1 protein-coding gene is annotated in these 21,426 nt (G+C 59.2%); it reads left to right on the forward strand.

Translation table 11 applies throughout. The features are described 5' to 3' along the window. Positions 1 to 20: 20 nt before the first annotated feature. Positions 21 to 21,407: a non-ribosomal peptide synthetase gene (locus QJ48_RS00275; protein WP_054971668.1), complete on the forward strand. Its 21,387-nt coding sequence runs from the start codon at positions 21 to 23 to the stop codon at positions 21,405 to 21,407. Positions 21,408 to 21,426 lie beyond the last annotated feature (19 nt).

Raw genomic sequence — 21,426 nt, forward strand, 5'->3', positions numbered from 1 at the left:
CCTAGTTGCGGAGGGATACGATGAATCAGTTTCTAACGTTAGTCGACGTCCTGCAAGACCGAAGCAGGCTGGCAACAAGAGGCATCACTTACATTTCCGGAGACCAGCAGGAGGAGTACGAGTCTTACGGAATCTTGTTCGACCGGGCGCTTTGCGTGCTTCACGAGCTGCAGAGCAGCGGCATGAAGCCCGGGGATGAATTGCTGATGCAAATCGACGATAACCGCACGTTTCTCAACGTGTTCTGGGGCTGCCTGCTAGGAGGCATCATACCGGTGCCCGTCACGGTAGGCAACAACGACGAGCACAAAATGAAGCTGTTTAAAATATGGGGGACGCTCAACCGTCCTTATCTGATGAGCGATGCCAAAGCGCTGGACCAGTTGGAGAAATACGCCGGGGAAAACGAACTGCAAAATTCGTTCGAAGCGCTGAAGCAAACGGTTTTATTTACGGATAAACTTGATTTTTCCTCTCAGAATAGAGGGATTATTTACCCGGCTAAACCGGAACAGCTTGCCTTCATCCAGTTCTCCTCCGGTTCGACCGGTGACCCGAAAGGGGTTATGCTGACACATGAAAATCTGGTCCACAATATTCGCGATTGTGCGTCGGGAGCGCGCATGGACGAGAGTGACAGCTACCTCGGCTGGATGCCCTTGACGCATGATTTGGGGTTGATCGCTTTTCACTTGACCTGCGTCATCGCCAACGCCAATCAGTACATTATGCCGACGGCGCTGTTTATCCGGCGCCCGACCTTGTGGCTGAAAAAGGCGTCCGAGCACCGAGTGACCCAGATCTGCTCTCCGAACTTCGGCTATAAATTTTTCTTGGTCCAATATAAACCGGAGACAGCCGCAGACTGGGACTTGTCGCACATCCGAATCGTATACAACGGCGCCGAGCCGATTTCTACCGAGATTTGCGATCAGTTCCTTGATGCGATGGAGAAACACGGGCTTCGGAGATCGGCGATGCTGTGCGTCTACGGGATGGCGGAAGCCTGCGTCGGTGTTTCCCATCCACCGCTGGGAGAAATGTCTCTTCCCGTACATTTGAACCGGGAGCGGCTGAACATCGGCGAAGCGGTCGTGCCCATCGAGCCTTCCAACAACCGCTGCGTAACCTTCGTCGATGTCGGCTATCCGCTCGCAAGCTGTCATATCCGCATCTGCGACGATGACGATACGGTGCTGGCCGACAACGTGATCGGGCACATTCAAATCAGCGGAAAAAATGTGACTTCCAGCTATTACAATAACCCGCAGGCGACGGCCAAAGTGAAGACGGCGGACGACTGGCTCAAAACCGGCGATCTTGGCTTTATGCGCAGCGGGCGGCTCGTCATCACCGGACGGGCGAAGGATATTATTTTTGTGAACGGACAGAACATTTATCCTCACGATATCGAGCGGGTCGCTGAAGAAGTCGACGGTGTGGAGCTTGGCAAGGTGGCGGTGTGCGGCGTTCATGATGCCGGGGCCCGGCAGGACCGCATTGTCGTCTTTGTGATGCATACGAAGAAGGTTGAGGATTTCGTTCCGGTCGCCCGTCGGCTGAGGAAGCATCTGAACTATCGGGGCGGCTGGGACCTTCACGATATTGTGCCGATCCGGCGTATCCCCAAAACAACGAGCGGCAAGGTGCAGCGCTTCAAGCTGTCACAGGAGTACGAAGCCGGCCAGTACCAGCCGCTCTCGGAGCAGTTGGCCGAGCTGCTGCGGAAGGAAAAAGAGGCGAGGCCCGTCGCTATTCCGCAGAACGAAGCCGAGCGAAAGCTGCTTGATATCTGCAGGCAAATTTTGCAGACCGATGCCATCGGCACCGACGAAAGCTACTTCGATCTCGGCGCGAATTCGCTGCAGCTGACGCAAATGGCGGAGCAGCTGGAAAGCCAGCTCGGCGTGAACATCGCCGTGACCGACTTCTTTTCGTATCCGACCATCGCGAAGCTGGCTGCCTATATCGCCGAAGGAGAGCAAGAAGCGTCCGCAGATCGCGAACCCGAGACGGAAGACCCAAGGGACCGGGATATTGCGATTATCGGCATGGATGGCAAGTTTCCCCAAGCGGATACGCTGGAGCAATTCTGGGCGAATCTGGCGGAAGGCAAAGACTGCATCGGACCTTTTAACGAAAAAAGAACGAAGGACGCCGAGTCCTATATCGCCCATCTGCATACCGGAGATCGGGATCTTCAACCGGTGGAGGGCGGTTATTTGGACGAGATCGATACGTTCGACTATTCGTTCTTCCGGCTGACGCCACGCGAAGCGTCGCTGATGGACCCGAACCAGCGTCTTTTTCTCCAGACGGCGTGGAGCGCCATCGAAGACGCGGGATACGGCGGAACTTCGTTGTCCGGCAAAAAAGTCGGCGTATACGTCGGATTTTCCAAAACGAGCTTCGAATACGAGCGCCTGCTGACGGAAGTCGCGCCGGAAGCGCTGCCTCATTTTGTAATCGGCAACCTGCCGTCGATCATCTCGAGCCGCATCGCGTACCTGCTTGACTTGAAAGGGCCTGCGGTCACGGTAGACACCGCCTGCTCGTCTTCGCTCGTCGCGGTGCATCTCGCCTGCCAGGCGATTCTTGGCGGGGATTGCGAGATGGCGCTGGCGGGCGGCGTCAAGACCATTCTGCTGCCGCACAAGGCGGGCATCGGCATGGAATCTTCCGACGGCCGTGCCAGAGCGTTCGATGACAATTCGGACGGAACGGGCTGGGGCGAGGGGGTCGGTGCCGTGCTTCTGAAGCCTCTGCGCAAAGCCGTGGAGGACGGGGACAACATTGTCGCCGTTATTAAAGGGAGTGCGATCAATCAGGACGGAAGCACGGTCGGCATCTCAGCTCCGAACGCCTCGTCGCAAGCGGAAGTGATTGCGCAGGCTTGGCGCAATGCGCGCGTCGATCCGGAAACGATCACGTACATCGAAGCGCACGGGACGGGAACAAAGCTGGGCGATCCCGTCGAAATCGACGGCTTGACGAAAGCGTTCCGCAAACAAACGCAGCGCAAGCAGTTTTGCGCCCTCGGCACGGTGAAAACAAACATCGGGCATTTATACGAAGCAGCGGGGATCGCCGGTTTGATCAAAGCGGTGCTGTCGCTTCGGCATCGGCAAATTGCCCCCTTGGTGCATTTCCGTCAGCCCAATAGCAAGATCAGCTTCGAGGAATCGCCGGTTTACCCCAACACGGAGCTGGCGGATTGGCAGCCGGACGGGATTCCGAGAAGATGCGGCATCAGCTCGTTCGGATTCAGCGGGACGAACTGTCATATGGTGCTGGAAGAGTATGTTCCTGACGATACGGCGCCGGTCCTGCCGAATCCATCCGACAGCGGGCCGATGCTGTTGACCTTGTCGGCGCGCAGCGAAACCGCGCTGCGGACGATGGTCGGGCGGTATGCGGAGCTGTTCGAACGCCGCCCGGAGCTGGATATGCGCAGCGTATGCTTTACGGCGAATACGGGGCGGAGCCACTTGACGCACCGGATTGCCGTAACCGATGCCGGAGCTGCCGAGCTGCGGGCGAAAGTGATTCGGCTGCATAGCGAAGGCTTGGCGGAGGAAGGCGTATATCGGAGCGGAGCCGGCGGAACGGCTGAGAGTCCGTCCGGAGAGACTGCGCTCTTGCGCATTGATACGGAAGAGGGCGTGGCTCAAGTAGCGCTGCGGTATGTACAGGGAGCGAAGATCGACTGGAGCTCGCTGTACGCGGATCGGCGCTATCCGAGGGTGTCGCTGCCCACGTACCCGTTTGAGCTGAAAAGATGCTGGATCGATGTGCCCGCAGTACGGTTCGAGCGCAGCGACACGATGCCAGCCTCGGCTGCGATAGCAGATAAAGCAGAGGAGCGTGTTAAATCGATGAATGATCATTCCGGCACAGAGGCCGTTTCCGATCTCCATCGGCAATCGGTCAGAATTTCCCTGATGCAGATGATCCGTAACGTATCGCAGTTGGACATGGACGAGCTTCAACCGCAAACGCACTTTCTGGAGCTCGGACTGGACTCGATCGTCTTAACTCAGGTGCAGCACGGCATTAAAAATACGTTTGAGCTGGATATTCCGATGAACAGCTTCTTCGAATCGTTAACGAATCTGGAGCTGTTAACGGATTACATCGCGCAGCATACGGCGCTGACGCAGCCTCTTGCCCCGCAGGTCCGGGAGGAGGGGAACAAGCCGGCTCCGGTTGCTCAACCGTCAAGCCAGGGATCGGCACCTGCGTCTGCATCTGCGTCCGGCTATTGGGAGGCGCCTCTCGCTGCAGCGGATCGAGATCTGCCGCTTCCGGCAAACGCCGCCTCTGCCGGAGTGGAACGCATCATGGAGCAGCAACTCCGCCTGATGTCCCAACAGCTTGACGTGCTGAGGCTGCATCCGGGGCCTTCACCGGCCGTGCTGCGCGAGCAGGCCGCATTACCTGCACCCGGCGTTGTTTCCCGGCCGGACAATCTCGTTCATGCAGATGCAAGCAGGGAGGTGGCGGCCGCATCGAGCGTTTCCGCCGTCCGCCAGCCGGAAAGCGCCGAGGCGAAGCCGTTTACGCCCTTCAAGACGATCGACGTGAAAGTGCGCGAATCGCTGCCGTTCCGGCAAGAGAAGCATCTGCGCGATTTGATTGAACGGTATACGGCCCGCACCCGCCGGACGAAGGAATACACGGAGAAATACCGCCCCGTCTATGCGAACAACCGCAATGTGGCCGGTTTCCGGCCGGTGCTGAAGGAAATGGTGTACCAGATCGTGGCGGAACGGGCTGAAGGCTCTAAAATCTGGGATCTGGACGGCAATGAATATATCGATCTGACCATGGGCTTCGGCGTCAATTTGTTCGGACACAATCCGGATTTTATCCGGGAAAAAATTGAAGCCGGGCTGCAAAACGGCATGTGCGTAGGACCGATGTCCAATCTGGCCGGACAGGTAGCCGAAGGCATATGCAAAATGACGGGAGTAGAGCGCATCGCGCTGTTCAACACCGGCACGGAAGCCGTGATGGTGGCGCTGCGTCTGGCCCGGGCGGCAACCGGACGGGCGAAGGTCGTGCTGTTTGCCGGATCGTATCACGGCACGTTCGACGGCGTGCTGGCGCTCGGCAGCGCCGGAGCGGATCAAGAGCACTCCGTGCCATTGGCACCGGGCATTCTGCAGCATATGGTCGACGATGTAGTCGTGCTGAATTATGGCACGGAAGAGGCGCTGTCCTACCTTCGCGCCCATGCGCACGATCTGGCGGCCGTGCTCGTGGAACCGGTGCAAAGCCGGCGGCCCGACTTCCAGCCGCAGGCGTTTCTGACGGAAGTCCGCCGGATTACGGCGCAATCGGGCACCGCGTTTATTTTCGACGAGGTGATTACGGGCTTCCGCGTGCATCCCGGAGGCGCACAGGCGTGGTTCGGCATCCAAGCCGATCTTGTGACCTACGGCAAAGTCATCGGAGGCGGCTTGCCGATCGGCATCGTGGGCGGGAAGGCGATGTTCATGGACGGGATCGACGGCGGCATCTGGCGCTTCGGCGACGATTCGTATCCGCAGCAGGAGCAGCGCCGGACGTTCGTTGCCGGCACCTTCTGCCATCATCCGCTGGCGATGGCGGCCGCTCTGGCCGTGCTGGAGAAGCTTGAACAAAGCGGAGGGAAGCTGCAGGCCGAGTTGAACGCCAGAACGACAGCTTTGGCGGCGGAGCTGAACGAGTATTTTGTCCAAGACAACGTACCGATGAAAGTCGTCCACTTCGGTTCCTTGCTCCGCTTCGTGCTCAAAGGCGATTTGGAGCTGTTCTTCTATCATATGCTCGATCAAGGAGTCTATATCTGGGAGGGTCGCAACTGCTTCCTGTCGACGGCCCATACGGAATCGGATATCCGCCGGATCATTCAGGCGGTGAAAGACAGCATCCGGGAGCTGCGCGACGGCGGCTTCTTGCCGGATGTGCCTCCGGACGGGGGCGGTCCGGGGAAAAGGTCCCTGCCTGCACCGGAATCGGGGGATAAAGGGTCTGATGCGGTTATTTCCTTGACGCCGGAGCAGAAGCAGCTGTGGTTTGCCTCGATGTCCGGCCGGAGCGAAGCGCAATCGCTGCACGAGACCGCGCTGCTTCGGCTGTGCGGGCCTCTGCGCATCGAAGCGTGGAGCGAAGCGGTCAACGCCGTCGTCCGGCGGCACGAAGCGCTGCGCACCTATATGAGGGGAGACGGGGAGACGCAGGTTGTCGCACCCGAGATGACGATCCGCATTCCGCTGCTCGATGTAAGCGACTGCGCCGCCGACGTGCAAGAGCAGCGCCAGCGCGAATGGCTGGACCGGAATGCGGACGCTCCGTTCGGCATGTCGGCGGTCGAGCCATTGTTTCGCATCGGCCTGCTGAAAAAATCCGGGGACGAGCACGTCGCGCTGTTTACGTTTCATCATTTGATCGCCGACGGCTGGTCCATGGGCGTGTTCATCCAAGAGCTGGAGCGTATATACTCCGCGCTCGTACGACAGGAGAGCTGGGCGCTCCCTGACCCGGTCGCTTTCCGGGACTATGCCGCTTGGCAGCGGAATAAGCTTGACCAGCCGGAAAGCCGGGAAGCCGCAGCGTACTGGGCGGCTTTGTCCGACAGGCGGCTCCCGGTGCTGGAGCTGCCGTCGCTCACGCGGGGAACGTCGGTTCCGACCTCCCGTGGAGGCCGGCATACGGTTATGCTGGACAGCCGGCTTGCGAAGGAGCTGAAAGCGGCCAGCATCCGGCTGGGCAGCAGCTTGTTCGTGACGCTGCTGTCCGCGTTCCAACTGTTTTTGCACCGGCTGACCGGGCTGCAGCAGATCACGGTGGGCATACCGACAGCCGGACAAGCACAGATGGAGGCTTTCTCGCTCATCGGCAACTGCGTCAATCTGCTGCCGGTCGCGAGCGAGGTCAAGCCGGAGCTTACGTTTGCCGAATATACACAAGCCGTCAAGAGCGGAATGAACGAGATCGAACCGTTTCAGCCTTACAGCTTTGCCGCCTTGGCGGAAAGGGGGCTCGGGCATCTGCCGGCGATCACGGCCGTCTTCAATATGGACCGTCTGCCGAGGCTCCGCTTCCACGGGCTGGATGCCGAGCTGCTGCCGAACCCGATTTCGTACAGCAAATACGAGCTTTTCCTGAATGCGATCGAGATCGGAAGCGAGCTGCGGCTCGATTTCGATTACAGCGCCGATTTGTTCTCGGCCGAAACGATCCGGACATGGGCGCGGTATTATGTGCATTTGCTGCATTCGATCGCTCGAGAGCAGACGTTTCGCATTTCCGGGCTTGCCTTGTTGAGCGCCGGTGAAATCGCGCAAAAATGGGCGGCTTGGGCGGCCCTTGCCGATGCGGAAGGCAGCTATCCTTGCGTGCTGGATGCATACCACCAGCCGGTTCCGTCAGGAACGATGGGGGAGCTGTACATCGATCGGCCTACGGACGGGAGTTCCCGGAATTCCCGGGACTCCTTACTTCGCACCGGAGAATGGGTGCATTGTGCGGAAGACGGCAAGCTGACGCCTGTCGGAAAAACGTCCCGTTTTGTCCGGCTTCGCGGACATCAGGTCAACCTCCAGCAACTGGAGGAGCACGTACGTCGTACGTTCGGTCTTCACGCATGCGCCTTTACCGTTCGCTCAGAAGCAGACACGGACACCGCTGCCGATCTGACCGCATACATCGTTGCCGATCCGTCACATCCTTGGGAGGAGTCCGAGCTCAAGCAAGCGATGAGCGCAGCGCTCCCGGATTACATGCAGCCCCGCTACGTGATCAAGATGGCGGGCCTCCCGCTAACGCCAAGCGGAGAGACGGACTGGCCGCAGCTGCCGGAGCCCGGAGAAGGAGGCGGCTTTGCCGCAACCTCCGATGTTCATGGCGGAGACGAGACGGAGGAGACGCTGGTCCGCATCTGGAAGGAAGTGCTTGGGGCGGCGAACGTGGGCCGTCGCGATAACTTTTTCCAGCTGGGCGGGGACTCCCTGAAAGCAACGGTGATTTTGTCGAGAGTGAATAAGGAATTCCATGTGCATATTCCGCTCGGTCACCTGTTCGAGCTTCAAACCATTGACGAGCTCGCCCAATATATCCGGGGCGGGGAAAAGGGCGCCTACGCGCCGATTGTGCCGGTGGAGCGCCGGGAGGCGTACCCCGTATCGTCATCGCAAAAGCGCATGTACGTGCTGCATCAGCAAGGCGACAGCACGACATATAACATTTCCGGGCAGCTTAAGATCGAAGGGAAGCTGGATACGGCGCGTTTGATCGAAGCGCTCCGGGAAGTATTCGGGAGGCACGAGTCGCTGCGCACTTATTTTGCGCTGGAGGATGGCGAGATCATTCAGAAAATCAGCCCGGACGCCGTATTGAACGTCGAGGTGACGTGCATTAGCGAGGAAGAGGCGGACGAAGCGCGAGCGCGGTTTGTCCGGCCGTTCGATCTCGGCCTGGCTCCGCTGTTCCGCGCCGAGCTGCTGCAATTTGCGGTCGACCGCTTTACGCTTTTGGTCGATATGCATCATGCCGTGGCTGACGGATTTTCGATGGCCGTGCTGCTGGACGAGCTGCTGCAAACGTACCAGGGAAGGCAGCTGGCGCCAAGAAACGTGCATTACAAGGACTTTGCCGTCTGGCAGCAGAACCGGATCGCCGAAGGCGTCTTTCAGCAGCAGGAAGCATATTGGTTAAGCGAGCTTGGCGGCGAGCTTCCGGTGCTGAACATGCCGATCGATTATCCGCGCCCGCAGCTGCAAAGCTTCGAAGGAGACACCTTCTCTCTGAAGCTGGACCCCGAGCTGACGGCATCGCTGTACAAGCTGGCGCAGGAGTCGGGAACGACGCTGTATATGGTGCTGCTGGCGGCGTATAATGTCCTGCTCGCCAACTATTCGGGACAAGACGATATCATCGTCGGGACACCGGTATCCGGCAGAAGACATGCGGACACGGAAGACGTTATAGGGATGTTCGTCGGTACGCTCGCTATGCGGAATCGACCAAGACGGGAACTAACGTTCGATGAATTTTTGCAGGACGTCAAGCGGCAGGCGCTGCTCGCCTTCGAGCATCAGGACTATCCGTTTGACGAGCTGATGGAGAAGCTCGAACTCGTGCGGGATTTGAGCCGCAACCCGATTTTCGACACGATGTTTATGCTGCAAAACGAAGCGGTGCACACGCTCGAAGCCGGCGGGCTGACGTTCGAATCGGAAGAGCTCAACCCGGGCGTGTCGAAATTTGACTTTTCCTTAAGCGTAACGGCGGACAAGGCAGGACTTTCCTGCACCTGGGAATATGCGACGAAGCTGTTCACATCGGAAACGATCCGGCGGATGGCGGAGCATTACGTCCGTGTGCTGGAGGGCGTCGTTGCCGGGCAAGGGCTGCGGCTTTCCGAAATCGATATGCTGACGGAAGCGGAAAAGCGGCAGCTAGAGCGCGTTTCCGGCGAGACGGCGCTGCCGTACCCGACGGTAGGGACGATCTGCGAGCGGTTCGAGCGGCAGGCGGCCCGGACGCCGGAGCGGACGGCGCTTGTGTTCGGCGGGCAGACGATTTCGTACGGGGAGTTGAATCGCCAAGCCAACCGGTTGGCGCATCGGCTGCAAACGCTCGGCGTCGGGCCGGATACGCCGGTCGGCGTCTGCCTGGACCGCAGCCCGGAGCTGGTAGCGGGGTTGCTCGCCGTGCTGAAAGCCGGCGGCGCTTATGTGCCTCTGGACCCCGCGTTGCCGCCGGAGCGGCTTGGCTACATGACGGAGCGCGCGGGAGTGCAGGCGCTTGTAACGAAGCTTGCGTGGGCGGAAGGGCTCACGGTACGGCCTGATATGGCGGTCGTATGCCTTGATGACGGGACGGCGGGACTAGAAGCGGGGCCCGAGCATAATCCGGACAGCAAGACGGGGGCCGGGCATTTGATGTATGTGATCTACACTTCCGGCTCCACCGGGACGCCGAAAGGGGCGAGCGTCTACCGGTCCGGCTTCGAAAATCTGCTGCAATGGTACACCTGCGAATTTGGCATGACGGAAGAGGACCGGGTGCTGATGATCTCGTCGCCCAGCTTTGACTTGACGCAAAAGAACATTTTCGCCCCGCTCGTGACTGGAGGCCAATTAGTCCTGCTGCCGTCCGGTCCGTATGATGCCGCTGAAGTGGTGGCGCTGATCGAGCGGCATGGGATTACGCTCTTGAACGGGACGCCGAGCGCGTTTTATCCGCTGCTGGACATCACCGCGTCAGCGGGATACGGTCCGCTCGCGACGCTGCGGCACGTCTTCCTCGGAGGAGAGCCGATTGCGGCCGACCGCCTCACGGCATGGACGGCGTCGGAAGCGAGCCGGGCCGAGGTGGTCAATACGTACGGTCCGACGGAATGTACGGATGTGACGGTGTATGGCCGTTTGACGAACATGTCGTCCCTGATCGGTAAGCCGGTGCCGATCGGCCGCCCGGTGGCTGGCACGCGCGTGTATATTTTGAACCGGGAGCTGGGCTTGCAGCCGATGGGGCTGCCGGGCGAGCTGTGCATCGCGGGGGTGCAGGTCGGCGGCGGCTATGTCGGCGACGCGGAGCTGACGGCGGACAAATTCGTGGCGAACCCGTACGGAGACGAGCTGGCGCCGGTCTTGTACCGCACTGGGGATCTGGCGCGGTATTTGCCGGACGGAACGATCGAGTATTTGGGCCGGATCGACCATCAGGTCAAACTGCGGGGCTACCGGATCGAGCCGGGCGAAATTGAAGCGGCGCTGCGGGAATGCGGAGGCGTCAAAGATGCGTTCGTAATGACCCGGGAGGACAGGCCGGGGGACGTCCGGCTCGTCGCCTATGCCGTGCCGGAAGAGGAGGCGGCGTCGGACAGCGGGTTCACGGCGCTATGGCGCAGCGAGCTGCGCCGCAAGCTGCCGGACTACATGGTGCCGACGGCTATCGTTGTCATGGCGGTGCTTCCGCTATCGCCCAACGGCAAAGTCGACCGCAAAGCGCTGCCGGCGCCGGAGGTTGGACTTGTTACGGACGCGGAATACGTCGCTCCGCGCACACCGGTAGAGGCGAAGCTGTCGGAGCTGTGGAAAGAGGTGCTCGGCCTGTCCGCCGCCGTTGGCGTCAAGGACAACTTTTTCGATCTCGGCGGCCACTCGCTGCGGGCGACCACGCTGGGCGCGAAAATTCACCAGTCGCTGAACGTATCGCTGTCGCTGCGGCAAATGTTTCAGCACCCGACGCTTGAGCTGATGGCGCAGGCGATTGAGCGGTTGCAGCCTAGCCCTTATGGCGACATTCCCGTCGCCGGGCAGCAGGACACGTATCCGCTTTCCTCGGCGCAAAAACGGTTGTACATTTTGAGTCAACTGGAAGGAGCGGCGACCAGCTACAACATGCCGGGCGAACTTCTGATGGAAGGTGAGCTGGATGCGGCGCGGCTTGAATCGGCGTTTCGCGGGCTGCTCCGTCGCCATGCCACGCTGCGCACCTCCTTCGAGCTGGCAGCGGACGGCGAGCCGGTTCAGCGCATTGCGGAGACCGCGGATTTTACGCTGGAGCGCATCCGGGTAAGCGGAGAAGGGGAGGCCAAAGCGGCAATGGCCGGCTTCATCCGGCCGTTTGATCTGGGGAAGGCGCCGCTCCTGCGGGCAGCTTTGGTGGAAGAAGCGCCGCAGCGCCACCAGCTGCTGTTTGATATGCACCATCTGATCTCCGACGGGGTGTCGATGAACATCCTGCTGGAAGAGCTGGCTCAACTGTACGAAGGGCAGGAGCTGCCGGCGCTGCGCCTTCAATACAGGGATTATGCGGCGTGGCAGCAGGCGGACAGCGACAGCGAACGGTTGAGCAAGCAGGAAGCGTATTGGCTGGAACAATTGGGCGGGGAGCTTCCGATTCTCGATATGCCGACCGATTATGCGAGACCGCCTGCCCGCAGCTTTTCCGGCGGTACGCTGTCCTTTGCGATCGATTCGCGGCAGATGGACGGGTTGAAGCGGCTCGGCTCGCAGGCGGGAGCTACCTTGTTTATGGTGCTGCTCGCCGCCTATACGACGCTGTTGTCCAAATACAGCGGACAGGAGGATATTATCGTCGGAACGCCGATCGCAGGCAGACCGCATGCCGACTTGCAGCCGATGATCGGAATGTTTGCGGGAACGATGGCGCTGCGAAGCTGCCCGGCGGGAGAGAAGACGTTCCTGAACTACTTGCAGGAAGTGAAGGAGCTGGCGCTGCGAGCGTACGAGAATCAGGACTATCCGTTCGAAACGCTGGTGGAGAAGCTGAACGTGAAGCGGGACATGAGACGCAATCCGGTGTTCGATACGATGTTCGTTCTGCAAAATACGGAGACGGTCGCGCCCGGGTTTACATCGCTGCGCGTAAGTCCGCACGAGAGCGTGCATCCTATCGTGAAGTTCGATTTGACCTTTACCGCTGCCGAGGAAGCGGGCGGCATTGCGTTCAGCATCGAATATGGCGACCGTCTGTTCAAACGGGAAACGATCTTGCGCATGGCGCAGCATTTTATTCAGCTGATCGAAGAAATGATCCAGACTCCCGAAGCGAAGCTGTCGTTCATGAACATCCTTACCGCCCAAGAGCGGACGCAAATTTTGGAGGCGTTCAACGAAACTGCGCTGCCGTACCCTGAGGACATGACGATCCACGGACTGTTCGAACGGCAGGCGGCGCTGACACCGGACCGGATTGCGGTTGTGTTTGAAGACCGGCAGCTTACGTACCGGGAGCTGGACGAGCGGGCGAACCGGCTGGCGCGTACGCTTTTGGCCAAAGGGGTGGAGGCCGAGCAATTGGTTGCCATTATGACTGAGCGGTCGCTGGACATGGTTACCGCGGTACTCGGCGTCATGAAAGCGGGCGGTGCTTACGTCCCGGTCGATCCCGAATACCCGGAGGAACGCATCCGCTACATGCTCGGCGATTCCGGCGCACGGTTGCTGCTGACGCAATCGCATTTGGGGGATCGCACGGCGTTCGGCGGCGAGCTGCTCCTGCTGGACGACGAGCGCAGCTATAGCGGCGACGGGTCCAGTCCCGGAGTGGCTGTCGGTCCGAATCAGCTGTCTTATGTCATCTATACGTCAGGTACGACCGGCAAGCCGAAAGGTGTGATGGTTGAGCATCAAGGCGTATGCAACTTTAAGCTGTTTTGCGAACACACTTTGCAAATTAGCGAGCGGGATCGCGTCGTACAGTTTGCGAGCTTTTCGTTTGATGCTTGGTGCTCGGAGTTGATTATGAGCTTGCTGACCGGAGCGGCGCTGTATGTGCCTGATGCTTCCGTCATAGCGGATTACCGTTTGTTCGAGCAATATGTCCGCGATCATGGGATAACGGTCGCAACTTTGCCTCCGACCTATGCCGTTTACTTGAATCCCGAGCATATGCCCGAATTGAAGACGCTCATTACGGCGGGTTCCGCATCCTCCGGCGAGCTTGTTCAGCAGTGGAAGGATCACGTTCGCTATTTTAACAACTACGGTCCAACCGAGGATTCGATTTGTTCGACTGCGTGGTCTTATACAGACCATGCTGCAATGGAAAAGACGGTTCCCATCGGCCGACCGATTCCAAATCATCAGGTCTTTATTCTGAGTGCCCATAATGCGCTTACTCCGATCGGCGTGGCCGGAGAGCTTTGTGTCGCCGGCATCGGATTGGCCAGAGGCTATCTGAACCGCCCCGACCTGACGGCGGACAAATTCATGCCGGTTCCGTTCGCCCCCGAACGGCGGATGTACCGGACGGGCGATTTGGCCCGCTGGCTGCCGGACGGCAGCATCGAATATTTGGGCCGGATCGATCATCAGGTCAAAATCCGCGGCTATCGCATCGAGCTCGGCGAGATTGAAGCGCAGCTGCTGAAGGTGACAGCGGTACAAGAGGCGATCGTTCTGGCGCGAGCGGACGAAACCGGGCAAACGTATTTGTGCGCCTATTTTACCGCTGATGGGGAGCAGGCGGCCGGCGCGCTGCGCAGCGAGCTGGCGCGGGAGCTTCCGGGCTATATGGTGCCGTCATTTTTTGTTCAGCTTGAGGAGATGCCGCTGACGCCGAACGGCAAAATCGACCGCCAAGCGCTGCCTGCGCCGGAGAGTATCGTGCCGACAGGCGCAGAGTACGCTGCTCCGCGGACGGCGGTGGAAGCGAAGCTGGCGGAGCTATGGCAAGAGGTGCTTGGGGTGCCGAGCGTCGGGATCAGGGATAACTTCTTCGAGCTTGGGGGTCATTCGCTTCGAGCGATGAGGCTGGCGGCCCATATTCAAAAAGAAATGCATGTGAATGTGCCGCTGCAGGAGGTGTTCGCCGCTCCGACCATCGAACAGCTCGCCGTTGTGATCGCAGGGCTTCAGCAGCACACCTTTGCAGCCATACCGGTTTCGCCCGTGCAGCCGCATTATCCCGTATCTTCGGCACAAAAGCGGCTGTACGTCTTGCAGCAGTTCGAAGGCGGGGAAACGAGCTACAACATGCCGGGGGTAATATTGTTAGAAGGCGCGCTGGACCGGAAACGGTTTGAGGAGGCGTTCCGCGGGCTCATCCGGCGTCACGAGACGCTGCGGACCGGCTTTGAGCTGGTGGACGGCGAACCGTTCCAGCGGGTATACCCCGAATCCGAAGTGAAGTTTGCCGTGGACTACGCCAAGAGCAGCGGCGGGGAATCGGATACGCTGGAACGCATCCGCAGCTTCGTCCGGTCGTTTGATTTGCGGCAGCCGCCGCTATTGCGCGTGGGCCTGATCCGGTTGCATCCGGACAAGCCTGGTGTGGATCAGGAGGCGGAGCGTCATCTGCTGCTGTTCGATATGCACCATATCGTCTCGGATGGCGTGTCGATGGGTATTTTGGTCAATGAGTTCGGCCGGTTATACGGCGGGGAGGCGCTGCCGCCGCTGCGCATCCAATACAAGGACTACGCGGCATGGCAGCGGGCGGAGTTGTCCGGGCAGCGGACTACCAGGCAGGAGGCGTACTGGCTGAATGTTTTTCAGGGCGAACTCCCTGTGCTGGATATGCCGACGGATTACGCGCGTCCGGCGGTCCGCAGCTTCGAAGGCGACACCGTAACGTTTACTATCGGGCAAGCCGAGAGCGAGCGTCTCAGACAAATCGCGGCGCAAACGGGCTCGACGTTATACATGGTACTGTTGACAGTGTACATGACACTGCTGCATAAATATACGGGACAGGAAGACCTCGTCGTAGGAACGCCGGTTGCCGGCCGACTGCATCCGGATCTGGAGCCGATGATCGGGATGTTCGTGAACACGCTGGCGCTGCGCAGCTATCCGTCGGGCGCCAAGACTTTCCTCGATTACCTGCAGGAAATCAGGGAGCATGCGCTCAAAGCGTACGAGCATCAGGACTACCCGTTCGAAGAGCTGGTGGAGAAGCTGAACGTGAGGCGCGATATGAGCCGCAGCACGCTGTTCGACACGATGTTCTCGCTGGAAAATACGGAGCAAAGCGAACTGAGCATCGAAGGTTTGACCGTTGTCCCTTACCCGTCCGGGCATGATGCCGTGAAATTTGATTTGGCGCTTCATGCGTCCCAAGTCGGGGAGGAACTGAAATGCAGCCTGAGATATGCAAGCTCGCTTTATAAGCGGGAGACGATCGAGCGGATGGCGAATCACTTCGTGCGGCTGGTTGAGGCCATTGCAGACAGCCCGCAAGCGCAGCTGGCGGATCTGGAAATGATCACGGCCGCGGAAATCGTACAGATTCACGAAACGTTCAATGCCACGGCGGAGGATCGTTACCCGCAGAACAAAACGCTGTATGCGGCGTTTGAAGAGCAGGCGGCACGCACGAAGGATCGCGTGGCGGTTGTTTTTGAAGGCGAGCAGTTGACTTACGGTGAGCTGAACGAGAGGGCCAATCGGGTGGCCCGGGTGCTGCGGGCGCACGGCGTCACAGCGGATCAGCCGGTAGCGATGCTGGTCGAGCGCTCGCTGGAAATGATTATCGGTATGCTGGCGGTTTTAAAGGCCGGCGGGGCTTATGTGCCGATCGATCCGCGATATCCGGCGGACCGGATTCGTTTCGTTCTGGAGGACAGCGGGACCGACATCTTGCTGACGCAAACCCGATGGGCCGCTAAAGCGGGCTTTGCCGGTCAAGTGCTGAATCTGGACGACTCCGCGTTGTATGCGGGCCCGCCGGAAAACGGCTTGAATCTGGAGCCGGTATCTACGGCAAACCACCTGGCTTACTTGATCTATACGTCGGGTACGACCGGCAAGCCGAAAGGGGTCATGATCGAGCAGCGCAGCGTCGTGAACTTGACTTTTAGTTTGTTCGAGCCGATTTATGCGGCGCATCCGGAATACCGGAATATGGCCCAATTGGCGCCATACGTATTCGACATGTCGGTTAAACCGATCTATGGGGCGCTTTTGTTCGGGCTTACCTTGCATATCGTGCCGGAAGAAACCCGTCTGGACGGGGAAAAGCTGCTGAAGTTTTTCCGCAATCATGCGATCGATGTAACGGATGCGACCCCGACGTTTCTATCGATTTTGGTGCAAAGCGCTCCAGCCTTCGGAGGTGAAATGGGCGTAAAACATTTCGTTGTCGGGGGAGAAGCGTTGACGACGAAAGCGGTTCGGTCGGTATGGGCAACGTTCGGCGAGCAAGTGAACCTGACGAACGTATACGGACCGACGGAATGTACGGTAGATTCCACGATTTTCGAAGTGGAGCCGGAGCGTGTGGCCGCATTGGATACGGTGCCGATCGGGCGGCCGATGCCGAACCAAACCGTATGGATTTTGGACGCCCAACAGCGGCTGCTGCCGGTTGGCGTGGCAGGCGAGATCTATATCGGCGGTGCCGGTGTCGCGCGCGGATACAACCGGCATCCGGAGCTGACGGCGGAGAAATTTATGCCGAATCCGTACGCGGCCGGGGAGCGAATGTACAAGACAGGCGATTTGGCCCGTTGGCTGCCGGATGGCACGATTGAATACTTGGGACGGATCGACCATCAGGTAAAAATCCGCGGCTACCGGATCGAGCTGGGCGAGGTGGAAGCGCAGATGCGAAAAACGGAATCCGTGCACGAAGCGGTCGTCATCGCTCGGGAAGACGAAGCCGGACAGAAGCAGTTGTGCGCGTATGTGGTGGCGGACCGGGAGTTGGCGATAGTCGAACTAAGGAAGGCATTATCGCAAACGCTGCCCGAGTACATGATTCCATCGTATTTCGTGCAGCTGCCGCAGCTGCCGCTGACGCCAAACGGGAAGGTGGACCGCAAAGCGCTGCCTGCTCCGAAGGAAAGCATGGCTGCGGGCACGGACTATGTCGCTCCGCGCACGGCCGTAGAGCAAGCGTTGGCTTCCGTCTGGCAGGCGGTGCTCGGGATCGGGAAGGTCGGGGTGAAGGACCGTTTCTTTGCGCTCGGAGGCGATTCGATCAAAGCAATTCAAGTGTCGGCAAAGCTGCATCAAGCCGGGTATAAGATGGAAATGAGACATTTGTTCGCACACCCTTCGATTGCGGAGCTGAGCGCGCATGTCAGGCCGATTACCCGGACGGCGGATCAGGGAGAAGCGAAGGGCTGGGTGCGGCTGACGCCGATTCAAACATGGTTTTTCCGGCAAAACGATGCTGCGCCGCACCACTATAACCAAGCGATCATGCTGTACCGGGAGCAAGGCTACGACGAAGCGGCGCTTCGGAAGACGGTGCGGAAACTGGCGGAGCATCACGACGCGCTGCGCACGGTATTCCGGCGGACGGAAGGCGGCTATGCGGCTTGGACTCGCGGCATCGACGAGGGCGAGCTGTACCGTTTGGAAATCATGGACTTTCGGACGGCAGCCGAAAACGCCGCTCAAGCGATCGAAGCGAAAGCGAATGAAATCCAAAGCGGCATCGAACTCGATACGGGACCGCTTATGAAGCTGGGGCTGTTCCGCTGCGCGGACGGGGACCATCTGCTGATTGTCATTCACCATTTGGTTGTCGACGGGGTATCGTGGCGTATTTTGTTGGAAGATTTGGCCTCCGGCTATGAGCAAGCCGTGAACGGACAGACGGTCCGGCTGCCGGACAAGACGGATGCGTTTCGGACGTGGGCCGAGAAGCTGGCGGGCTATGCGAACAGTCCTGCGATAGAAGCGGAGCGAACGTACTGGCAGCAGCTCGATCAGCTTGAATGCGAGCCGCTCCCGCGAGATTTTGCACAAGCCGGGCAGGAACAAGTGTACGGGCTGATGCGGGATAGCGAAACGGTGACGGTGCAGTGGACGCGGGAGGAAACGGAGCTGCTGCTAAAGCGGGCGCACCGGGCCTATAACACGGACATCAACGACCTGCTGCTGACCGCGCTGGGGATGGCGGTGTACCGCTGGACGGGAGTCGAGCGGGTATGGATTAACGTAGAAGGACATGGAAGAGAATCCATCCTGCCGGATATCGACATCACGCGTACCGTTGGCTGGTTTACGAGCGAGTATCCCGTGGTGCTGGAGATGGGAACGGGCGGCGGTTTAGGCGCTTCCGATACGCTCGCTTACCGGATCAAACGGGTAAAAGACAGCTTGCGTCAAATCCCGAACAAAGGAATCGGCTACGGCCTACTGAACTACTTGTCCGAAACGTCCGAGAACGTTCGGTTCGCGGCCAAGCCGGAAATCAGATTCAACTATTTGGGCCAGTTCGATCAGGATTTAACCCATAATGCTCTGCAAGTATCGCCTTATGCCTACGGCGCAGAGATCAGCGGGCAAACCGCCAGGTCCTATGCGCTCTATATTAGCGGCAGTATCGCAGGCGGAGAACTGGCGCTTACGGTCGGCTACAGCGGCAAGCAGTACCGGCGGGAAACGATGGAGCGGCTGGCCGGGTTGCTTCATACCAGCCTTCATGACATCCTTGCGCACTGCGCGGCGAAAGAACGGCCGGAGCTGACGCCAAGCGATGTCGTTTTCAAAGGGCTTGCCGTGACGGAACGGATGCGGCAGATCGGCGAGATCGAGAGCGTATATCCGTTAACGCCCATGCAGCAAGGGATACTGTACCACCGGCTGCTGGACCCGGAATCCGAGGCGTACTTGGGGCAAACGGCGTTTACCGTGCGTGGAAGCTTGGATATCCGGGCGTTCAAACAAAGTTTGGACGCCGTCGTGCAGCGGCATGACGCGCTGCGGACAAACTTCTATAGCGGATGGAACGGCCAGCCTTTGCAGGTGGTGTTCCGCAGCAAACCGGCCGATTTTGTTTACGAAGACGTGAGGAGACTGGGTGGGAGCAAGCAAGAGGCACATATCGAAACGATCGCGAAGGCGGACAAGGCCCGCGGCTTCGGGATGAGCGAAGAAGCGTTACTGCGCGTGTCGATTCTGCGAACCGGCGACGAAACGTACCGTTTCTTGTGGAGCTTCCACCAGATCGTACTGGATGGTCGGGATATGGCGTGGATCATCGAAGAGGTGTTCGCCGCGTACTCTGCCTATCGGAAGAAAACCCGGCCAGAGCTTGGCCCGGTCACGCCTTACGGACGGTATATCGAGTGGCTGGAGGGGCAGGATTTTGCAGCGGCATCCGCCTACTGGAGTCATTATTTAGCGGGGTACAATCATCAAGCCGTGCTGCCGCGGGTCGAAGCTCAGGAGCAGCGGGCGGCAGGCTATGAAGCCGAGCGGCTGACAAGAAGCCTAGGGAAACGGCTGACCCGGGAACTGCGCGATACGGCGAAGCGGCATCAGGTGACGGTAAATACGCTGCTCCAAACAGCGTGGGGGCTGCTGCTGCAAGCCTATAACGGCACGGACGACGTTGTGTTTGGAACCGTCGTGCCCGTCAGACCGACGCCTGTGCCGGACATAGAAAGGATGATCGGGGTGTGCGGCAATATGATCCCGGTCCGTATCCGCAGCCGGGGCGGGACAACGGTGGCAGACGTCATGCGGAGCATTGAGGAACAGGCGGCCGCATCCGAAAAGTACGCTATGTATCCACTGTATGAAATCCAAGCGCTTAGCGCTCCAAAACGGGAGCTGATAAACCACCTTCTCGTGTTCGAAACCGATAGTCCGCCTTCGGTCGCGGTCGAACCGGCGGTCAAGGCGGCAGGGCTGGAAATGACCGGGTTCCGGACCGAGGGACAGACGAGCTATGATCTGACTATCATCATGCAAATGGGCGATGACATGCGCATCCGATGCGATTACAATGCCCAGATATATGAACGTGAAGCGATGGAGCGCTTGCAGGCACACTGGCTGCGGATCGTGGAACAACTCGTTGTGAATCCCGGCGTACAGGTACAGGAGCTTCAACTGCTATCTCCTGCCGAACAGGAACAAATGCAGGCTGGCTTGGGAGGTACGGCGGCGAACCTGCCGCAAGGAGTGAACGTGCATTCGCTTTCCACAGAAGGCGCCGCGAACACTTTAGCGGAGTACGTGGCACCGCGAACGCCGATTGAAGCGAAGCTGGCGGAGCTGTGGCAAGAGGTGCTTGGAGCCCCGCGCATCGGGGTGAAGGACCATTTCTTCGAAGCCGGGGGCCATTCGATCAAAGCAATGCAGCTGACCGAAAAGGTCAATGCCGCCATGGGGGCAGAGCTGTCTCTGCGTGCCGTCATTGATGCGTCTACGATTGAAGAAATGGCGGCGCTGCTCTCATCCGGGCTTGACCTGGATGACAGCGACGGGCCGATGAAGCTGAACGAGCGGGGACGAATGAACGTTTTCTGCTTCCCTCCTTCGGCAGGCTACGGGCTCGTGTATGCCGAAATGGCCAGAATGCTGGAAGATCAATATGTCGTCTACGCTTTCGATTTCATCGAAGGTTGGCGCGATTACGAGGAGATGTTAAACCGGTACGTCGATGCGATTGTGAGCGTTCAGCACGAAGCGCCTTATGTGCTGTTAGGCTACTCACTCGGCGGCAGTTTGGCCCACGAGGTCGCCAAGGCGATGGAGCGCAGGGGACATGCGGTATCGGATATTTTGTTGATCGATGCCGACAGACGGGACAGAACGATGAAAAAGCTATCCGACGAAGAGCTGGAACGGGGAGTCGATGACATGCTCCGAATCGTCGCCGAACGGGACGCGTCTTTTTTGGCAAACCGCGCAGATCGGGAGAAGGCAAGAGCTAAAATTTTGGCCTATGCCGCCTATAGCGTTCAACTGGTCAATGAGGGAGCGGTGGAGGCTAACCTGCACGCCTTCGTTGCGGAAATGAAAAACGCCAGAGCGGAGGATTGGAAGGAGGCCACGACAAGGCAGGTCGTGGACTACGAACTGGCTGGCGGTCACCTTGACATTTTTGAACCTGCCAATATTGAGCATAATGTTCATTTGATCCGGCTCGTCTTGCAGGCTATTGTTCGGGGCGAAACTCTCGCAGCGGACTCCGTACGCTAACGAAAAGCCCTCTTGTTTC

Origin of the sequence: Paenibacillus sp. A3 (genome assembly GCF_001399685.1) — a bacterium.
Classification (GTDB): Bacteria; Bacillota; Bacilli; order Paenibacillales; family NBRC-103111; genus Paenibacillus_G.